Raw genomic sequence first — 17,341 nt, 5'->3', positions numbered from 1 at the left:
TACTGTGTGTGGAGTTGGTACGCGGTGACGGAACCATGCGTTGCTTCACCGGATATATCCATACGGTGCGGCTCAAACGTACAGATGGCAGCATCGCCTTCTATGAAGCAACGTTAGGGCCGTGGCTCCATTTCCTGACGGGGCGAAAAGATAACTACATCTTCCACAATAAGACGCTTCACGATCAGACAGAGCAGATATTTTCAGGCTATGGCGCCTATGCCGTATGGGATAGCAAGCTGCGCGACACCGACCCGATCATGACCGATGCGTTTCTATGCAACGAATCGCAACACAACTATCTGCACCGCCGTTGGGAATATTTGGGCTGGCATTATTGGTACGAGCACAGCAGCAAAGGGCATCAGCTGGTGCTGTCAGACAGATCGACCGATGTCGCGCCGATTGACGGCCGGCCAGAAATCCCATTTCAACGTCATGCCGGCGCGATTGAAGAAGACGCTATCGGCAACTGGTCGCCGGTTCGGCAATTCACGGCGTCGACTACCACTCTGTCCGGCTACGATTTCAAGGACCCGCGCACAAAAGAAGCCAGCACACCGACCATTAACAAGCAGGGTACGGTGCCGCAGGTGGAGTCCTACGAATATGCTGGTGCCTACGGCTTTGTCAATCAGCAGGATGGCGAGCGTATCAGCAAGATACGCATGGAGGAAATCGAAGTCCCTGGTAAATATTTTGAGGGCAGTGGCAACAATCGCTACGTCATGCCGGGGCGCTGGTTCCGTCTGACCGGCCATTTTTCAGAAAATCAGTCACACAGTGGCGACGAACAGGATCACGAATTCCTGATCGTCAGCGTGACCCATCACGCGACCAATAACTATCTGCAAGACGCAGATGTGATTGCCGACTATAGCAACTCCCTGGTGTGCATCCGCAAGAAAATTCCGTGGCGCCCAGGGCGTGGCTACAACAGCCAGGACACCAAAGATTTCAGCATCCAGACCGCCACGGTCACTGGCCCGAAAGGTGAAAACTTGCATGTGGACCAATATGGACGCGTGAAGGTGATGTTCCATTGGGACCGGGTTGGCAAGCAGGATGAAAACTGTTCTGCCTGGATTCGCGTAGCCAGCGGCTGGTCAGGCGCGCAACAAGGGTTTGTCGCTATACCGCGCATGGGCCAGTCGGTGATTGTGCAAAAACTCGACGGTAATTGCGACCGTCCGATCATTACTGGCTCGGTGGTCAACCAGATCAACATGCCGGCCTGGGCCTTGCCGACACAGCAGGCTCTGAGCGGCATGCGTAGCCGAGAACTAACACCGAATGGCGGCAACTCGCCAGGCGGCCGCAGCGGGCATGTGGTTTTTGACGACTCCAATGGAAAGATACAAACGCAGATAAAAAGCGATCATCAACACAGTCAACTTTCTCTCGGCTACATCACGCGCATCGAAGATAACGCCGGACGCAAGGATGCCAGAGGCGAAGGGTTCGAACTGAGATCGGATGGCGTCGGCGTAGTCCGTTCCAAGGGAATGCTGATCAGCACCCACGCCAGGATCAAGGCAGCAGGTCATATCACGGATATGGGCGAGACGGTTTCGCGCTTGACGCAGAGCCGAGACCTGCACGAGCAGCTGGCCGGTCTGGCGCAACAACATCAGGCGCAAGACAAAGATGTGGATCAGAGTGATGTCGCCAAGACGATCAAAGCGCAAAACGATGCGATCAAAGGCAGCGATGGCGGCGCCGGAACGTTTCCTGAGCTGGCTGAGCCGCATCTGGTGTTGGCGAGTCCGAGCGGGATTGAAACTACCACTGCAGCATCGACCCATATCGCTAGCGGCGAACACCTGGCATTGACGACGGGCGGCCACGTGTCTCTTGCTGCTGGAAAATCGTTCTATGCAAGCATCAAGGAAAAATGGTCTGTCTTTGTTCATAAGCTGGGCATCAAACTAATTGCCGCCAGCGGCAAGGTGCAGATCCAGGCGCAAAGCGATGATATGGAACTGCTTGCGCAAAAGGTGTTGGATATTATCAGTACGACCGACTGGATCAATCTCAAAGGTAAAAAAGGCGTGCGCATCAACGGCGGCGGCAGTGAGTTGGTGATTAGCGCAGACGGCATCAAAGGCTATACTCCGGGCGGCCATGAAATGCACGCAGCCAATCATCAGACCTTTCCTCCGCAGAACAGACCAATTCAGTTTCCGGGACAGTTGCCGGACCATGACATCTGTATTCCTTGCCTGTTGAAAGCGGCCAAAGCTAACAATCCATTCGCGCATCCTTTATGACTGAGACACTACCTAAAATCTCCTCTTTTATTCTGCTAGACAGCGCCATGCTGGGTGGCGCAGAAAAATTCTTACCCATGGCGCCGGAAGTGCGCCCGGACTGGCTGATACCGGTCTACAAAGATCCCGCTGCGGCGGTCAGTCCGTTGGTAATTGACATAGAAGCTGCTGAATTGGCCGGACAGCTTGAATATGTGATGGCGCTGGTTAATGCCAAGCGACCACAACTGCATGTTTCCATCATCGATACGGCGTTGTCGCATGAGGCATTGGCGCAGCATTTGCGTCATTTCATTTTTGTACGGACCGAAACAGGAAAAGAGCTGACGCTGCGTTTCGCGGATTGTTGCATCTTGCCTGCGCTGGCAACGATGCTCAGTCCTGCACAATGGGTTACTTTCGCAGGTCCAATGGTGCGCTGGTGCATCCATCAACGAGAAGGAGCAATGACTACCTTGCCGCTGGCCGACATGGAGCAAGACGTGGTGGCCACACCCTTCGTTCTAACTACCCAGCAAGTCGAGAGTTTGAGAGAGTCGGCTGCAGCAGATCAGTTGATTGGCAACGTACAAAGTATGCGTTATGGTCAGATCTTGCCCGGCAATCCGGCAGAACAGCATCGTTGGGCCAGCGAAGCGCGGCGCGTTTGGCAAGCTGCGGGACACTTTGACAGCGAGGTGTTGTTCTCACTCGCCAGCGCCATTTTTGACTCTCATGGAGAATTGCTTAAGGACGCCAGTCTGTTCGGCATACTCGCACAAAAAAATACCGCCACCATTTGCCAGGATTTGCGACAAGCGGCAATCCGTTATTGATGTTTACCCGAATCACGCACGTAATGCATATTAAATAAAATAGAAGGCGCTATGAATCTCTCCAGATTATTTAAATCTTGTACTTTCGCTGTTGCCCTATGCGCACAGTTCATGCCCGTATTGGGGCAAGCAACTGACGTGAATGTCGGTTCGTCGCTAGTAGGGCATTACTCTCTGAAAGGTGCACGTGAGGCAGCAGCAGATATTATTCTGCAAGTCGATCATCACTTTAAATATGCTGCCATGTATGGCGGCACGGACGCACAGGCGGATGGGACTTGGTCTGTGACAGGGAATCAAGTCTATTTGATTGCAGATCAGTCACCGCCATACTTTAGCGAAATTCAGCAAATTGATCAGCCTGATTCTGATTTTACGAAGGACGCTAAGGAACCTATCCTGATGGGGCTTGTAGCAGGTACTCCGAAATTCGGAATGCGATGGCAAGATGTCGAGGTCGATTTTAAATTCTCGAATGGGAAAATTCGAAGCGCGAAAACCAGCAGTTCAGGCAAGGTCTTCTTAGCCGACAGGCAAACGCCGGAATGGAAAGGTGTTGAAGTTACTGAAATAGGTTTGGCGTTTCCGACAATAGAGCTTGAACGAAAATGGTTCAAAGTGGATGGCAAGAAAACTAAAATCGTTGTGGCAATATTGGAGCTGGGCAAATTATCTCAAGCATTCAAAACGGCTGCAGCAAGCGTTGCCTCGAATAAGCCTAATCAATTAATCGTAGAAGATGACGGTGGAATCGTCAAAGGTACCTACGTTCGAACTGCAACTAATAATCAGGAAGAAGAGCGATGAGACTGACTCATTCAAAAGCCAGATTTAGCTGGCTACATACGCTGGCAATGTCCATATTGGCATTTATCTTTACCGGATGTGCCAGCGTCCACGCTGGGGGCGATGAAGATAATTTCACGCCTGTTGGCCTGACTGGTGTTCAGCACATAGGACGAGACTTCAATATTTCCGATTTCTACGTGGATGGCGCTGGTGGCGGTAATGTGGGCCGCGAGGGGGGAGGGGGCGGGACCGTCTGTTGTGTAGCGTTGCCAAAGAAATGGAGGCAAGGTCTGACAGCCGAAGTGCGATGGGCAGTTGGCGACTGGAGTAAAGAAAATTTAACAGAGACAGCTATAGGAAACTATAAAAGTGTTACCTCTGAAGGCATCTACAAAGCCAACGTCCCGATTGAGAAATACGAGGAGCCGGAGCACGTATGGGTACATTTTTTCGCAGGAGGAAAAATTCGAATTGTTTCCAGTTCCCCCGGTTCTTTGAGCAAACTTCATCCCATCCAACGTAACGATCCACATGCCGTCGATAGCGCAACAGTTGGTACCCGTATCGCCGCTCTTTTTACGCCAGAGGAATTGGAAGAAATGAGCCGCAAGCGTGATGCGAATAGAAAAAAATATGGAGACTGGCGATGACTGAAGAGCTTGCATTTGCAATTGCGCCAACTCGGCAAGCGCCGGTCTCCGGCGTAACGATGGTGGTACCAAAGCATCAGCTTGACGCTGGGAATTGTGAAGAAAATATGCACGTCGGCGTATTTTTTGACGGCACCAACAATAATCGCGATGAAGATAAGCCGAAGCTTGGGCATAGCAACATCGTGAGATTGTCCGATGCCTATCCAGACAGTCCCGCAGATGGCGTTTATCGCATTTATGTTCCAGGTGTCGGTACCCCTTTTACGGAAATTGGAGAAACGGGACATAGCACTTTTGGCAATGGCTTTGGCCTTGGTTGTGAAAGTCGTATTGTGTTTGGGTTGTTGGCAGTATTTAACTCAATACATCAACGTGCCTTTGACGATTTGAAGCTTTTTAGTGAGGCGCAAGTCAAAGCGTTATGCCGAAATGGGCCGGGTACCCCCCTTCAGTCAGATGAAAAAGCACTGCAAGGCCTAGGAATGAATTACGGCCTACTTATGCCGGATATGGCGGAGGGGTACCGCCGTCAGCAGTTTTTTGAACGCCAGTCGAGCCTGTTGGAGAAGAAATTATCGGCACATGGCAAACCTGATGTCAAAGAATGCTTCGTAGACGTATTTGGTTTCTCCCGCGGGGCGGCGCAAGCTCGTGTGTTTTGTCAATGGCTGGATCAGTCGCTATCGGGCGGCAAGCTCGCGGGTGTCACCGTCCGCTTGCGCTTTGTTGGTCTGATGGACACGGTGGCCTCGGCAGGTATATTGTCCGGCGTGTTTGGAACGATTACGAACAGCACCGATGGACACAAGGGCTGGGCTGTCCCAAAAAATCTTCGCATTCCCGAGTCAGTGGAAAATTGCGTACACATGGTGGCGATGCACGAGCTCCGTAAGAATTTCCCACTCGACGAACTTGGTGTGAACGGCGTAATGCCGCCGCATTGCCAAGAGTTTGCATATCCAGGAGCGCATAGCGATGTCGGTGGCGGATATGCCCCAGGGGAATTGGGTATCTCCGTCGGTAAAACTCCTATTGAAAGTGATGCACTTAAATTGGCGCAAATCCCACTCAACCACATGCTGGCATGCGCGGTCGCTGCGGGTGTGCCGTTGGACAAGAAGCGGGCGTTAGATACAGCCAAAAATTATGATCCGTTCGCGATTGATCCTCGCGTTGAACAGGCATTCAGCGATTTCTTAACTGTGTCGACGATGGCCGCGCGTCAGATGCATAGCTGGCTGCAACCCTATCTGACCTGGCGTTGGCAGGTATGTAAAAATTACGAGCAACTCAGTCATGTTCAGAAAGCAGACGCAGGAGATAAAAAGCTATTGGTCGACGCAAACAAGAAATTGATGCGTGATGCCGGATTGATCGCCTTCAAAGGCGATGTGAGTCTGTCGCGGCGTTTTCTGGATTTTATTACAGGTAATCCCGGCGCCAGTTTGAAAGCGCACGAGTACCAACAGTCAGAATTGAGTTCGCTGGATCCAGAGGCACCGGTAATACTGGATATTGCGCAGAAGGCGCCACTGACGTCAGCTGCACTTGCCACGCTTTTCGATGACTTTGTTCACGACTCTTATGCTGGCTTTACCAAGAGTTTGGTTGAGTCAACCGGCTATTGGCGTTATCGCAAAGGATTCCGTGGCACCGGCGAGGCAACTATTGTCCGTAACGATGCTGTCGATCAAAGCCGCGTGGAAAGAGTTGCAAGCAATGATGCCACCGATCAAAACGTTGCAAGAGGCTAGTGCGTCGATCGCATATCGATGATCCATGGAAGGGCAAGAAAATGAAAGATGTCGAAGGGCGGGGCGTAATTCGGCTCGGCGATAAGACCTCGCATGGTGGCGAGGTGGTTTCTGCGAGCGAAAGCTTTATTGCGATGGGTATAGCGGTGGCGTTGGACGGGGATATGACCGTTTGTCCAAAGTGCAAGGGACGGTTTGCGATAAGGCCGCTCGATAGCAGTCGCCAACATCACGGTAAAGCCGTCGCCTATCACGATGACCTTACGGAATGCGGCGCCACGCTGATATCGTCACTCTAAAACATCAAGGGAAACTTGGAATGCTCCAATCCCGCTAGGCAGCGATAAAATCCGCACAATCCGTTTTACCAGTCGGTATGGCGTCGAGCTTCCGAGGCAGGACGTCGAGCTTCCGAGGATCAAAACGCGATAATCACCACCGAACCGGCCACAATCAACGAGCCGCCAATCGCCACCGGCCAAGTCAGCTGCTCACCCGCAAACAGCAAGCCCAGCACGATGGCAAAAGCGACGCTCAGTTTGTCGATTGGCGCCACCTTGGATATCGGGCCGATTTGCAAGGCATGGTAGTAGCACAGCCAGGACAGGCCGGTAGCGATGGCCGAGAGGACGAGGAACAGCCAGTTGGAAGGGTTGACCAGCGATGGTTTTTGCCACTCGTCGCGCAAGGTGACGATGCCGGCGATCACGAACAGGATGACGATGGTGCGGATGAAGGTGGCAAAATTGGAATTCATGCCGACCACGCCGAACTTGCCGAAGATCGCCGTCAGGCCAGCAAAAAATGCAGAGCCGAGAGCAAATACCTGCCAGCTGGAACCGAAATTCATTTTTTTCTCCCTGATATGGAATGTGAGCTTTTGAAAGCTTCATAAAACATGACAATGCCCTTGCCCGGTTGCGCTTAACAAACGCAGCTAACTGGGGTCAGAGTGAACTTTCTGCGCGTTTTTTGCAGAAACTTCACTCTGACCCCACTTAGCGGGCCACGGAGTAGCTGCCTCATCGCTGAAGAAATACAAGACCACCTAGTGCGCTCTGCCTCTCTCCGAATCCGTCATGTGGGGTCAGAGTCAAGTTGGCGATGAAGCACTGCAGAAATTGACTAACCCCGTTGACTCTGACCCCACATGACTCTTGCCGTGGCTTGCCTCGCTACTTTTATTTGGCCGCGGGTTTGCTGCTTCCAGTGGCTGCACGATCGTTCAACATGGCGTTATCAGGCAGCTCAGTCTGATTCCAGCCGCCGCCGAGCGCCTTGATCAGCAGCACACTGGCAGCAAAGCGCCGATCCTGGATATTCAGCGCCGACAGATCGGCGTTAAATGCGGTTGTTTGCGCCGTCACCACACTGGTGTAGTTGACGGTGCCGGCCCGGTACTGATTCATGATCAGGTCCACCGCTTGATGTGCAAACTTGACAGTCTCATCCTGGACCGCAGCTTCCTGCTCCAGAATCCGTAATGCCGCCAGATTGTCTTCCACTTCCTGGAAACTGGTCAGCACCGTCTGTTTGTATGCCGCGACGCTGGCGTCGTAGGCGGCAATCGCCTTGTCGCTTTGAGCGCGCCGGGCGCCGCCGTCAAACAGGGTGGCGGCCAGCGCCGGTCCTAGCGACCAGATGCGGTTCGGCACCGTCAGCCAGTTGGCAAAACTGTTGCTTTGAAAGCCGCCGGAAGCCGACAAGGTCAGGTTAGGAAAATACGCGGCTTTGGCGACGCCGATCTGGGCGTTGGCCGCCGCTGCCAGCCTTTCCGCCGAGCTGACATCGGGACGCCGTTCCAGCAGCGACGACGGCACGCCGACCGGAATCTCCGGCAGCACCGCGACCAGCGGCGCCGGTGCAATCGAGAAGCTGGAAGCCGCTTGTCCGGTCAACAGGGCGATCGCGTGTTCCAGCTGCGCACGCGAGACGCCATTGTCCAAGGCCTTTGCTTGTGCGCCTTTGAGCTGGGTCTGCGCTTGAATCACGTCGGAGCGGGCAACCACGCCAACGGCGTACTGGTTTTGCGTCAGTTGCAGCGATTTCTGATAGGCCGCTACCGTCTCGTCGAGCAGATTCTGCTGCAAGTCGAGCACCCGCAATTGCAGGTAGTTTTGCGCCAGCGAGGATTGCGCGCTGAGCCTGGCCACCTGCAAGTCGGCGGCACTGGCCTGGGCCGAGGCCCGGTTGGCTTCCACCGTACGGCTGATGCGGCCCCACAGATCGGGTTCCCAGCTGGCGTTCAGGCCGAGTGAGTCGGAGGTTGTTACCGAGCCGCTGCTGCTACCGCTTTGGCTGCTACTGCCGCTACCGCTGCGTCCGCCTGAACGGGTGGACGAAACACTGGCCCCTACGGTCGGAAAGTAAGACGCTCTGGCCGATTCCACCAGGGCTTTCGCTTGCCGGAATTGGGCCTCGGCTTGCGCCAGATTCTGGTTGGAGATATTGACTTGCTCGACCAGCGCATTCAATTGCGGATCCTGATAAACCTCCCACCATTTTCCATGCAGTTCCTGATCTTGCGGGGTCGCCGTTTTCCAATCCTTGTTTTCCTTGAAGGCGGCCGGCGCCACGGCGGCCGGGCGTACGTAATCCGGGCCGACGGCGCAGGCGCTCAATAGCAGCGCTGCGGTTGTTGCCGCTGCTGCCGCCAACAGGGTTCTGTGCATAGGTGCTTGCTTCTGCTTTTGCGTATGGCTCATATTAGATCCGTTGATTGTCGTTTTCGGCGACCATAATATTGCTGTTCTTGTTAAGCTTCGCTGGTATCAGGCACCGGCCTGCCGCTGCGCCGCTCCCATTTGTCTTTGCTCCACAAGCGGAAGCGATCCATATACAGGTAGACCACCGGCGTCGTGTACAACGTCAGCAACTGGCTCATGATCAGGCCACCGACAATCGCGATCCCCAGCGGCCGCCGCAGTTCGGCGCCGTCGCCGTGGCCCAGCGCCAGCGGCACCGCGCCGAGCATGGCCGCCATGGTGGTCATCATGATCGGCCGGAAGCGCAACCGGCAGGCTTCGAAAATCGAATCGCGCGGCGATAGCCCGCGCGTGCGTTCGACATCGAGGGCGAAGTCGATCATCATGATCGCATTCTTCTTGACGATACCGATCAGCAGGATCACGCCGATCAAGGCGATCAGGCTGAAATCGGTGCCGGTCGCCAGCAATGCCAGCAGGGCGCCGACACCGGCCGAAGGCAGGGTCGAGAGGATGGTGATCGGATGTACATAGCTTTCATACAAAACGCCAAGCACGATGTACGCCGCCAGCAACGCCGTCAGAATCAGCATCGGCTGGCTGCTCAAGGATGACTGGAATACATTGGCGGTGCCCTGGAAGCTGCCGTGCACCGAGGTCGGCACGCCGATCCGGGCCAGCGCATCGTTGATCGCCGCCGTCGCATCCGATAAAGAACCGCCGGTCGGCAGATTGAAGGAAATGGTGGAGGCGATGAACTGACTCTGGTGGTTGACCCCGAGCGAGGTATTGGTCGGCTGGAAACTGGTGAACGCCGCCAGCGGCATCTGTTGCTCCGCCGTGGTCGAGAGGGTCAGCGCCAGCGATGAATTGGAGGCCAGCTTGCCGCCTGCGGTCAATGCCGGCGGCGTGCCGAGTGCAGAGGTGGTGGGCGACAGATTGGCGGTGCTGGCCGGGATGCTGACGTAAGTGTCATGCAAGATGCGCGGACTCTGCCAATATTGCGGAGCGGCCTCCATCACCACGTGGTATTGATTCATGCCGCTGTAAATGGTCGACACCTGGCGTTGGCCAAACAGGTCGTTCAAGGTCGAGTCGATCAGCTGCGGCGTGACACCGCTGCGTATCGCGCTTTCGCGATCAATCGTCAGGGTGGTCTGCAAGCCCTTGTCCTGCTGGTCGGTATTGACGTCGGCCAGTTGCGGCAGGGCGCTGAAGGCTTCGCGGATTTTCGGTTCCCAGGTGCGCAATTCATTCAGATCGTCGGACTGCAAGGTGTATTGGTACTGGGCGTCGCTGGCGCGGCCGCCGACGCGGATATCCTGCACCGGTTGCATGAACAGGTTGGCGCCGGGCACATGGCTGAGTTTGCCGCGCAGGCGCGCGATGACCTGATCGGCGGTGAGCTTGCGTTCGGTCAGCGGCTTGAGGGTAATGAACATGTTGCCGCGATTGCTCTGGCCGCCGCCGGTGAAGGCAATCACGCTTTGCACATCGGGATCCTTGCGGACGATCTCGACAAACTCATTGAGCTTGACCTTCATCGACTGGAAGGAAATCGACTGGTCGCCCTGGATGCCGCCCATCACCAGGCCGGTATCCTGCTGCGGGAAAAAGCCTTTGGGAATGACGGTGTACAGATACACATTGAGGGCGATGGTGCCGAACAGGATCAGTATCATCAATGGCGAAAAACGCAGGGCCCAGGCCAGCGACCGTTCGTAGCCGCGCAACATGGCGTTGAAGGCGCGTTCGGTGGCGGTGAAGAAACGTCCTTGCTTGCGGTGCGGCTCGTGCTTTAGCAGGCGCGCGCACATCATCGGGGTGGTGGTCAGCGAGACCACCAGCGATACCAGGATCGCCACCGACAAGGTGACGGCAAATTCGCGGAACAGGCGGCCGACGATGCCGCCCATCAGCAGGATCGGGATGAACACGGCGATCAGGGAAAGACTCATCGACATCACCGTAAAGCCGACTTCCTTGGCTCCTTGCAATGCTGCGGCAAACGGTTTCATGCCTGCTTCAATGTGGCGCGAGACGTTTTCCAGCACCACGATGGCATCGTCGACCACGAAGCCGGTGGCAATCGTCAGCGCCATCAGGGATAGATTGTCGAGGCTGTAGCCGAGCAAATACATGACGCCGAAAGTGCCGATCAGCGAGACCGGCACGGCGACTGCCGGGATCAGCGTGGCGCGGCCGTTGCGCAGGAACAGGAACACCACCATGATCACCAGTGCGATCGACATCATCAAGGTGTCCTCGGTTCCGCTCAAAGAGGCGCGAATGGTCGGCGTGCGGTCGAGTGCGACATCAAGGTTGATGGCAGCCGGAATCGAGGCGCGCAACTGCGGCAGCAGCGCCCGCACTTCGTCCACCGTTTCGATGATGTTGGCGCCGGGCTGGCGATTCAGGATCACCAGCACCGACGGTTTGCCGTTGGCGGAGCCGGCGTTGCGCAGATTGGCAACCGAATCGACCACCGTGGCGACATCGCTGACGCGCACCGGCGCGCCATTGCGATAGGAAACAATCAGCGGCATGTATTCGGCGGCGGTCTTGGCCTGGTCGTTGGCGTAGATCTGCCAGTTCTTGTCGCCGTCTTCCAGCACGCCCTTGGGGCGGTTAGCGTTGGTGGCGGCGATCGCGGTGCGGACGTCAGCCGTGCCTATGCCGTATTTGTTAAGTGCGGTCGGATTCAGTTCGATCCGCACCGCCGGCTGCGAACTGCCGCCGACGCTGACCTGGCCGACGCCTTTCACCTGCGACAGCTTTTGCGCCAGGATGGTGTCGGCAGCGTCGTACATCTGGCCCTGCGTCATGCTGTCCGAGGTCAGCGCCAGAATCATGATCGGCGCATCGGCCGGATTCACCTTGCGATAATTCGGATTGCTGGGCAAGCCGGTCGGCAGCAGGTTGCGCGCTGCGTTGAGCGCGGCCTGGACGTCGCGTGCGGCGCCGTCGATGTCGCGGTTGAGATCGAACTGCATGGTGATGCGGGTCGAGCTGAGCGAACTCGACGAGGTCATTTCGGTGACCCCGGCGATCGACCCCAGTGCGCGCTCCAGCGGCGTCGCCACGGTGGCGGCCATGGTTTCCGGACTGGCGCCCGGCAGTGACGCCGAGATCGAGATGGTCGGGAAATCTACTTGCGGCAACGGCGATACCGGCAGCAGCCGGAACGCCACCATGCCGGCCAGGGCCACGCCGATGGTCAGTAGCGTGGTGGCAATCGGCCGTTGAATAAAGGGACGCGAGATATTCATGCTGTGTTCTGATCCCTTGCCTTACGGCTCATCCAGCCGCGGCTGCTGCCGGGGGATGGCGCCATCGTGGTCGTCATCATCCGGATGCGGCTCTTCCTTGCTGCCAAAGCGTGCCTTCGCACGGCGCGCCAGATTGTCGAACGCCAGATAGATGACCGGGGTGGTGAACAAGGTCAGCACCTGCGATACCAGCAGGCCGCCAACCATGGTGATCCCCAGCGGCTGCCGCAATTCCGAACCGACACCGCTGCCGAGCATCAGCGGCAATGCACCCAGCAGAGCCGCCATGGTGGTCATCAGGATCGGCCGGAAGCGCAGCAGGCAAGCCTGGTAGATCGCATCGCGCGGGCTTTTGCCTTCGTTGCGTTCGGCGTCCAGCGCAAAGTCGATCATCATGATGGCGTTCTTCTTGACGATACCGATCAACAGGATAATCCCGATGATGCCGATAATCCCCAGATCGGTGCCGGCGATCATCAGCGACAGCAGGGCGCCGACGCCGGCGGAGGGCAGCGTCGACAAGATCGTGATCGGGTGGATGTAGCTTTCATACAGCACGCCCAGCACGATATACATGGTGATGATCGCCGCCAGGATCAGCATCAGCGTATTGCTGAGCGATGCCTGGAAGGCCAGCGCTGCACCCTGGAAACTGGTTTGTATGCTGGCCGGCAAGCCGATCTCCTGTTCCGCAGCCTCGATCGCTTTGACCGCGTCGCCCAGTGAAGCGCCGGGCGCCAGGTTGAATGAAATCGTGGTGGCAGGGAACTGGCCGATATGGTTGATCACCAGCGGCGAAGTGCGTTCCTCGACCGTGGCGATGCTCGACAGCGGCACCTGGTTGCCGTTGCCAGCGACCAGGAAAATACTGTTCAGCGCCGCCGGCCCTTTCTGGAATTCCGGTTTCACTTCCATCACTACCCGGTACTGGTTGGATTGGGTATAGATGGTTGAGATCAGGCGCTGGCCGAAGGCGTTGTACAGGGCGTTATCGATGGCCGCCGTGGTGATGCCGAGCCGCGACGCCGCATCGCGGTCGATCGCGATGTAGGCTTGCAAACCGAGATCCTGCTGGTTGCTGGCGATATCCGCCAGCTGCGGGATCTGGCGCAGGCGCTCGATCAGCTTCGGCACCCAGATGCTGAGTTCATCGGCGTTGGCATCCTCGACGCTGAATTGATACTGGGTGCGGCTGACGCTATCTTCAATCGTCAGATCCTGCACCGGTTGCATGTACAGCGTGATGCCGCCGACCTGGCGATCCAGTTCCGGTTGCAGGCGGCGGATGACGTCGCTGGCGCTCAGATTGCGTTGATCGTGCGGCTTCAGGTTGATTAGCATGCGGCCGCTGTTCAGCGTGGCGTTAGTGCCATCGACGCCGATGAAAGACGACAGGCTGTCGACTGCCGGGTCTTTCAGCACCACCGCCGCCAGCGCTTGCTGCCGGGCCGCCATGGCGGAAAAAGAAACCGACTGGCTGGCCTCGGAGATGCCCTGGATGACGCCGGTGTCCTGCACAGGGAAAAAGCCTTTCGGAATAAAGATGTACAGCACCGCGGTCAGCACCAGCGTGCCGATGGCCACGATCAGCGTCGCGAACTGGTGGCGCAGCACCCATTCCAGCGCCACGCCGTAGCGGGCGATAATCCGATCCAGGGTTGCACCGCTCTTGCGGTAGAACCAGCTTTGCTTTTGTTCCGGAATATGGTGCAGCAGCCGGGCGCACATCATCGGCGTCAACGTCAACGAGATGACGGCGGAAATCAGGATCGCCACCGCCAGCGTGATGGCGAATTCGCGGAACAGGCGGCCGACGACGTCGCCCATGAACAGCAGCGGGATCAGCACTGCAATCAGTGAAAACGTCAGCGAAATGATGGTAAAGCCGATTTGCTCCGCGCCTTTCAGGGCCGCCTGCAAGGGCTTCATGCCTTCTTCGATGTAGCGCGAGATGTTCTCGATCATCACGATCGCATCGTCGACCACGAAGCCGGTGGCGATGGTGAGCGCCATCAGGGTCAGGTTGTTGACCGAGAATCCAACCAGGTACATGACGCCGAAAGTGCCGATCAGCGACAGCGGCACCGCCACGCTAGGGATGATGGTGGCAGGTACGCTGCGCAGGAAAATGAAGATCACCATCACCACCAGGGCGACTGACAGCAGCAGTTCGAACTGCACATCCGCCACCGAGGCGCGGATGGTGGTGGTGCGGTCGGTCAGGATCTGGACATCGATCGCGCCGGGTAGGGTTTCCTGCAGTTTCGGCAGGATCTTCTTGATGCTGTCGACCACGCCGATGACGTTGGCGCCCGGTTGCCGCTGGATATTCAGGATCACTGCCGGCGAAGTGTTGGCCCAGGCCGCCAGGCGGATGTTTTCGGCATCGTCGATCACATCGGCGACATCGGAGACGCGGATTGGTGCGCCGCTCTTGTAGGCGATGATCAGGTTGCGGTATTCATCGGCTGAGCGCAGCTGGTCGTTGGCGTCGATGGTGGAGGCGCGCGCCGGGCCGTCGAAGCTGCCTTTGGCCTGGTTGACGTTGGCGTTGCCGATAGCGGTGCGGATGTCATCCAGGTTCAGGCCCATCGCCGCCACCGCACGCGGATTCAGCTGCAGGCGCACGGCTGGCCGCTGGCCGCCGGACAGGCTGACCAGGCCCACCCCCGGCACTTGCGAAATCTTTTGCGCCAGGCGGGTGTCGATCAGATCTTGCACCTTCGGCAGCGGCAGCGTTTTCGAGGTGATCGCCAAGGACATGATCGGCGTATCGGCCGGGTTGACCTTGTTGTAGATCGGCGGCGTCGGCAGATCGGAGGGCAGCAGATTGCCGCCGGCGTTGATCGCTGCCTGGACTTCCTGCTCGGCGATATCGAGGCTCAGGTCGAGACTGAATTGCAGGGTGATGACCGAGGCGCCGCCGGAGCTGGTCGACGACATCTGGTTGAGGCCAGGCATCTGGCCGAACTGGCGTTCCAGCGGCGCGGTGACGGATGAGGTCATGACATCCGGGCTGGCGCCGGGATACAGCGTCACTACCTGGATGGTTGGATAGTCGACTTCCGGCAAGGCCGAAAGCGGCAGTTGCTTGTAGGCGACGATGCCGGCCAGGAAAATGGCCAGCATCAACAGGGATGTGGCAACCGGCCGGAGAATAAACTGGCGTGAGGGATTCATACTATCTTCACAGTTGCTTATGGGCTGGTGCGGTTGTTGGCGGCAGCAGGGGCGGCGGGTGTTGCGGATGCGGCAGGCGCGCTGGCGGCAGCGCCACCAGTGGCGTCCTGGCCGTGACGGCGGCCGCCCTTATGGGTGCCGGCAGCGCTGCCGGCGTCAGCGCCGGCCGCCGCAGTTGTGCCGGCCCCAGCCGCCGCCGGACCGCCACGGACCACCGGTTCCACCTTGGCGCCTTCCTTGAGTTTGTCGATGCCGTCGATGACCACGGTTTCGCCGACGGCGATACCCTTGTCAATCGCAGTCGATTCACCTTCTACCGGGCCGGCTGTGACGTCACGGATGGTGACCGAATGATCGGCTTTCACCACATACACGAAATTACCTTTGGCGCCGCGCTGAATCGCCGCATTCGGAATCACGGTAGCATCGCGGCGGGTGTCGAGCAGCATGCGGACATTGACGAACTGGTTCGGAAACAGGGCGTAATTGAGATTCGGGAATTCCGCCTTCAGTTTGACCGTGCCGGTGCTGCTGTCGACCTGGTTGTCGATGGTCAGCAGCGCGCCGCTGTCGAGTTTGTTTTTTTGATCGCGGTCCCAGACATCGGTCGCCAGCTTTTTGCCAGCCTGGATCTGTTTCATGACGCTGGGAATATTATCTTCCGGAATACTGAATACGCTGGTGATCGGTTGCAGCTGGGTGATGACCACGATGCCGTTGGTATCGCTGCTCTGCACAATATTGCCGAGGTCGACCTGGCGCAAACCGAGGCGGCCGCCGATCGGCGCAGTGACGCGCGAGTAAGTGAGTTGCAGGCGGGCGCTGTCGAGCGAGCCTTGATCCGATTTGACCGTGCCTTCATATTGCTTGACCAGGGCGGCCTGGGTGTCGACCTGCTGACTGGCGATGGAGTCTTGCGTCAGCAATGTGCGGTAGCGTTGCAAATCGATTTGCGCAGCCTTCAGCAGGGCGGTGTCTTTGAGCAGCTGGCCTTCGGCCTGCGTCACCGCCACCTGGTAAGGGCGCGGATCCAGCTCGGCCAGCAAGTCGCCGGCCTTGACTATCTGGCCTTCCTGAAAATGCAATTTCATCAACTGTCCGTTAACCCGGCTTTTGACCGTCGCCGTGGCTTCCGGAGTGACGCTGCCGAGACCCGAGAGATAGATCCTGATATCGCCGGTTTTGGCGACTGCGACGCCAACCGGCAGCGGGCCGCCGGCGCCGGGAAATCCACCGCGATTTCCACCTTTCCCACCTTTTCCGCCTTTGCCGCCGCCATTCGACGCTTGCCCCGGCGTTTGTCCCGAGCTTGCCGTGGCTGGGTCAGCCGCCTGATGATTGCGACCCCAGATCAGGTAAGCCGCTAGCGCCAGCACGACGACTGCGGCCAGCCACAGCCAGCCGCGCTGGAATCCGCCCTGGTACTGGTTGGGAAGGGCGGGGCGAGGCTGGTTAGATTGGTCGATTCGGGGAGTCGGTGTAGTAGTCATCGCGGGCAGGAGGTCAGTCAGAGTGTGGTCAAGCGCAATAAAAATGGATTTGCTACGAATTTGCCGGAAATTGGCGCTCAGGGCGTGCAGCAAATTGTTGAAAATTAATTACATGAGTTTAGCGAGTAAATTTTACCGCCGCATGTATTTAATAGAAATTGTTTCAAACTATTGAGAGTTTCATAATTCATGACATCACCCCGGCTAGAGTCATCTGGGGGCGGAGTCAACGGGGTCGGAGTCACTTATGCAGTGCTTTATCGCGAAACTTGACTCTGACCCCACATGACGGATTCGGAGAAAGACAGAGCGCACTGGGTGGTTTTGTTCTTTTTAACGATGAGGCAGCTACTCCGTGGCCCGCTAAGTGGGGTCAGAGTGAAGTTTCTGCAAAAAAGCGCGCAGAAAGTTCACTC

11 protein-coding genes are annotated in these 17,341 nt (G+C 57.2%); 6 read left to right on the top strand and 5 right to left on the bottom strand.

What is annotated here, in order from left to right; translation table 11 throughout:
* The 6 genes from VNZ60_RS06985 to VNZ60_RS06960 form a co-directional block, all read left to right on the top strand.
* Positions 1-2,270: type VI secretion system Vgr family protein (locus VNZ60_RS06985; protein WP_325657704.1), on the top strand; the 2,270-nt coding region annotated here is incomplete at its 5' end.
* A complete protein-coding gene (locus tag VNZ60_RS06980) occupies positions 2,267-3,085 on the top strand; it encodes a DUF4123 domain-containing protein (RefSeq protein WP_325657703.1) in 819 nt (272 codons plus the stop codon). The genes VNZ60_RS06985 and VNZ60_RS06980, both read left to right, overlap by 4 nt.
* Positions 3,086-3,136: 51 nt before the next feature.
* The gene (locus VNZ60_RS06975) at positions 3,137-3,892 is read left to right on the top strand and encodes a hypothetical protein (protein WP_325657702.1); all 756 of its coding nucleotides are present in this window, start codon (positions 3,137-3,139) and stop codon (positions 3,890-3,892) included.
* Positions 3,889-4,524, top strand: a complete 636-nt coding sequence (locus VNZ60_RS06970) for a DUF3304 domain-containing protein (RefSeq protein ID WP_325657701.1) — start codon at positions 3,889-3,891, stop codon at positions 4,522-4,524. Before VNZ60_RS06975 ends, VNZ60_RS06970 begins: the two co-directional genes overlap by 4 nt.
* Entirely contained in the window at positions 4,521-6,281 is a 1,761-nt protein-coding gene (locus VNZ60_RS06965) for a T6SS phospholipase effector Tle1-like catalytic domain-containing protein (RefSeq protein WP_325657700.1), read from the top strand. The genes VNZ60_RS06970 and VNZ60_RS06965 overlap by 4 nt, the downstream gene beginning before the upstream one ends.
* Positions 6,282-6,322: 41 nt before the next feature.
* Positions 6,323-6,580 carry a PAAR domain-containing protein gene (locus VNZ60_RS06960; protein WP_325657699.1) on the top strand — a complete coding sequence of 86 codons (258 nt, stop codon included), beginning with the start codon at positions 6,323-6,325 and terminating at the stop codon, positions 6,578-6,580.
* A 119-nt stretch (positions 6,581-6,699) separates the two neighbouring features.
* Here VNZ60_RS06960 and VNZ60_RS06955 read toward each other — a convergent pair whose 3' ends face one another.
* The 5 genes from VNZ60_RS06955 to VNZ60_RS06935 all read right to left on the bottom strand — a co-directional run bounded on the left by VNZ60_RS06955 (position 6,700) and on the right by VNZ60_RS06935 (position 16,925).
* Complete coding sequence (locus VNZ60_RS06955; protein ID WP_325657698.1) at positions 6,700-7,131, bottom strand: EamA family transporter; 432 nt, start codon at positions 7,129-7,131, stop codon at positions 6,700-6,702.
* Between the two features lie 331 nt (positions 7,132-7,462).
* The gene (locus VNZ60_RS06950; protein ID WP_414648790.1) at positions 7,463-8,986 is read right to left on the bottom strand and encodes an efflux transporter outer membrane subunit; all 1,524 of its coding nucleotides are present in this window, start codon (positions 8,984-8,986) and stop codon (positions 7,463-7,465) included.
* A gap of 50 nt (positions 8,987-9,036) precedes the next feature.
* Positions 9,037-12,255 (bottom strand): efflux RND transporter permease subunit, encoded by a 3,219-nt coding sequence (locus tag VNZ60_RS06945; protein WP_325657697.1) that lies wholly within the window; start codon positions 12,253-12,255, stop codon positions 9,037-9,039.
* Positions 12,256-12,276: 21 nt separating this feature from the next.
* Positions 12,277-15,435, bottom strand: a complete 3,159-nt coding sequence (locus tag VNZ60_RS06940; protein ID WP_325657696.1) for an MdtB/MuxB family multidrug efflux RND transporter permease subunit — start codon at positions 15,433-15,435, stop codon at positions 12,277-12,279.
* Between the two features lie 17 nt (positions 15,436-15,452).
* Positions 15,453-16,925, bottom strand: a complete 1,473-nt coding sequence (locus tag VNZ60_RS06935) for an MdtA/MuxA family multidrug efflux RND transporter periplasmic adaptor subunit (RefSeq protein WP_325657695.1) — start codon at positions 16,923-16,925, stop codon at positions 15,453-15,455.
* Positions 16,926-17,341: the final 416 nt, after the last annotated feature.

The organism is Collimonas sp. (assembly GCF_035566375.1).
GTDB lineage: Bacteria > Pseudomonadota > Gammaproteobacteria > Burkholderiales > Burkholderiaceae_D > Collimonas.
This window is presented reverse-complemented; position numbering and strand designations above follow the sequence as displayed.

Bases quoted from the DNA above. Each gene is read 5' to 3' on its own strand.
- VNZ60_RS06980 (WP_325657703.1), top strand. From the start codon at position 2,267: ATGACTGAGACACTACCTAAAATCTCCTCTTTTATTCTGCTAGACAGC.
- VNZ60_RS06960 (WP_325657699.1), top strand. From the start codon at position 6,323: ATGAAAGATGTCGAAGGGCGGGGCGTAATTCGGCTCGGCGATAAGACC.
- VNZ60_RS06950 (WP_414648790.1), bottom strand. From the start codon at position 8,986: ATGAGCCATACGCAAAAGCAGAAGCAAGCACCTATGCACAGAACCCTG.
- VNZ60_RS06955 (WP_325657698.1), bottom strand. From the start codon at position 7,131: ATGAATTTCGGTTCCAGCTGGCAGGTATTTGCTCTCGGCTCTGCATTT.
- VNZ60_RS06975 (WP_325657702.1), top strand. From the start codon at position 3,137: ATGAATCTCTCCAGATTATTTAAATCTTGTACTTTCGCTGTTGCCCTA.
- VNZ60_RS06970 (WP_325657701.1), top strand. From the start codon at position 3,889: ATGAGACTGACTCATTCAAAAGCCAGATTTAGCTGGCTACATACGCTG.
- VNZ60_RS06935 (WP_325657695.1), bottom strand. From the start codon at position 16,925: ATGACTACTACACCGACTCCCCGAATCGACCAATCTAACCAGCCTCGC.
- VNZ60_RS06965 (WP_325657700.1), top strand. From the start codon at position 4,521: ATGACTGAAGAGCTTGCATTTGCAATTGCGCCAACTCGGCAAGCGCCG.
- VNZ60_RS06945 (WP_325657697.1), bottom strand. From the start codon at position 12,255: ATGAATATCTCGCGTCCCTTTATTCAACGGCCGATTGCCACCACGCTA.
- VNZ60_RS06940 (WP_325657696.1), bottom strand. From the start codon at position 15,435: ATGAATCCCTCACGCCAGTTTATTCTCCGGCCGGTTGCCACATCCCTG.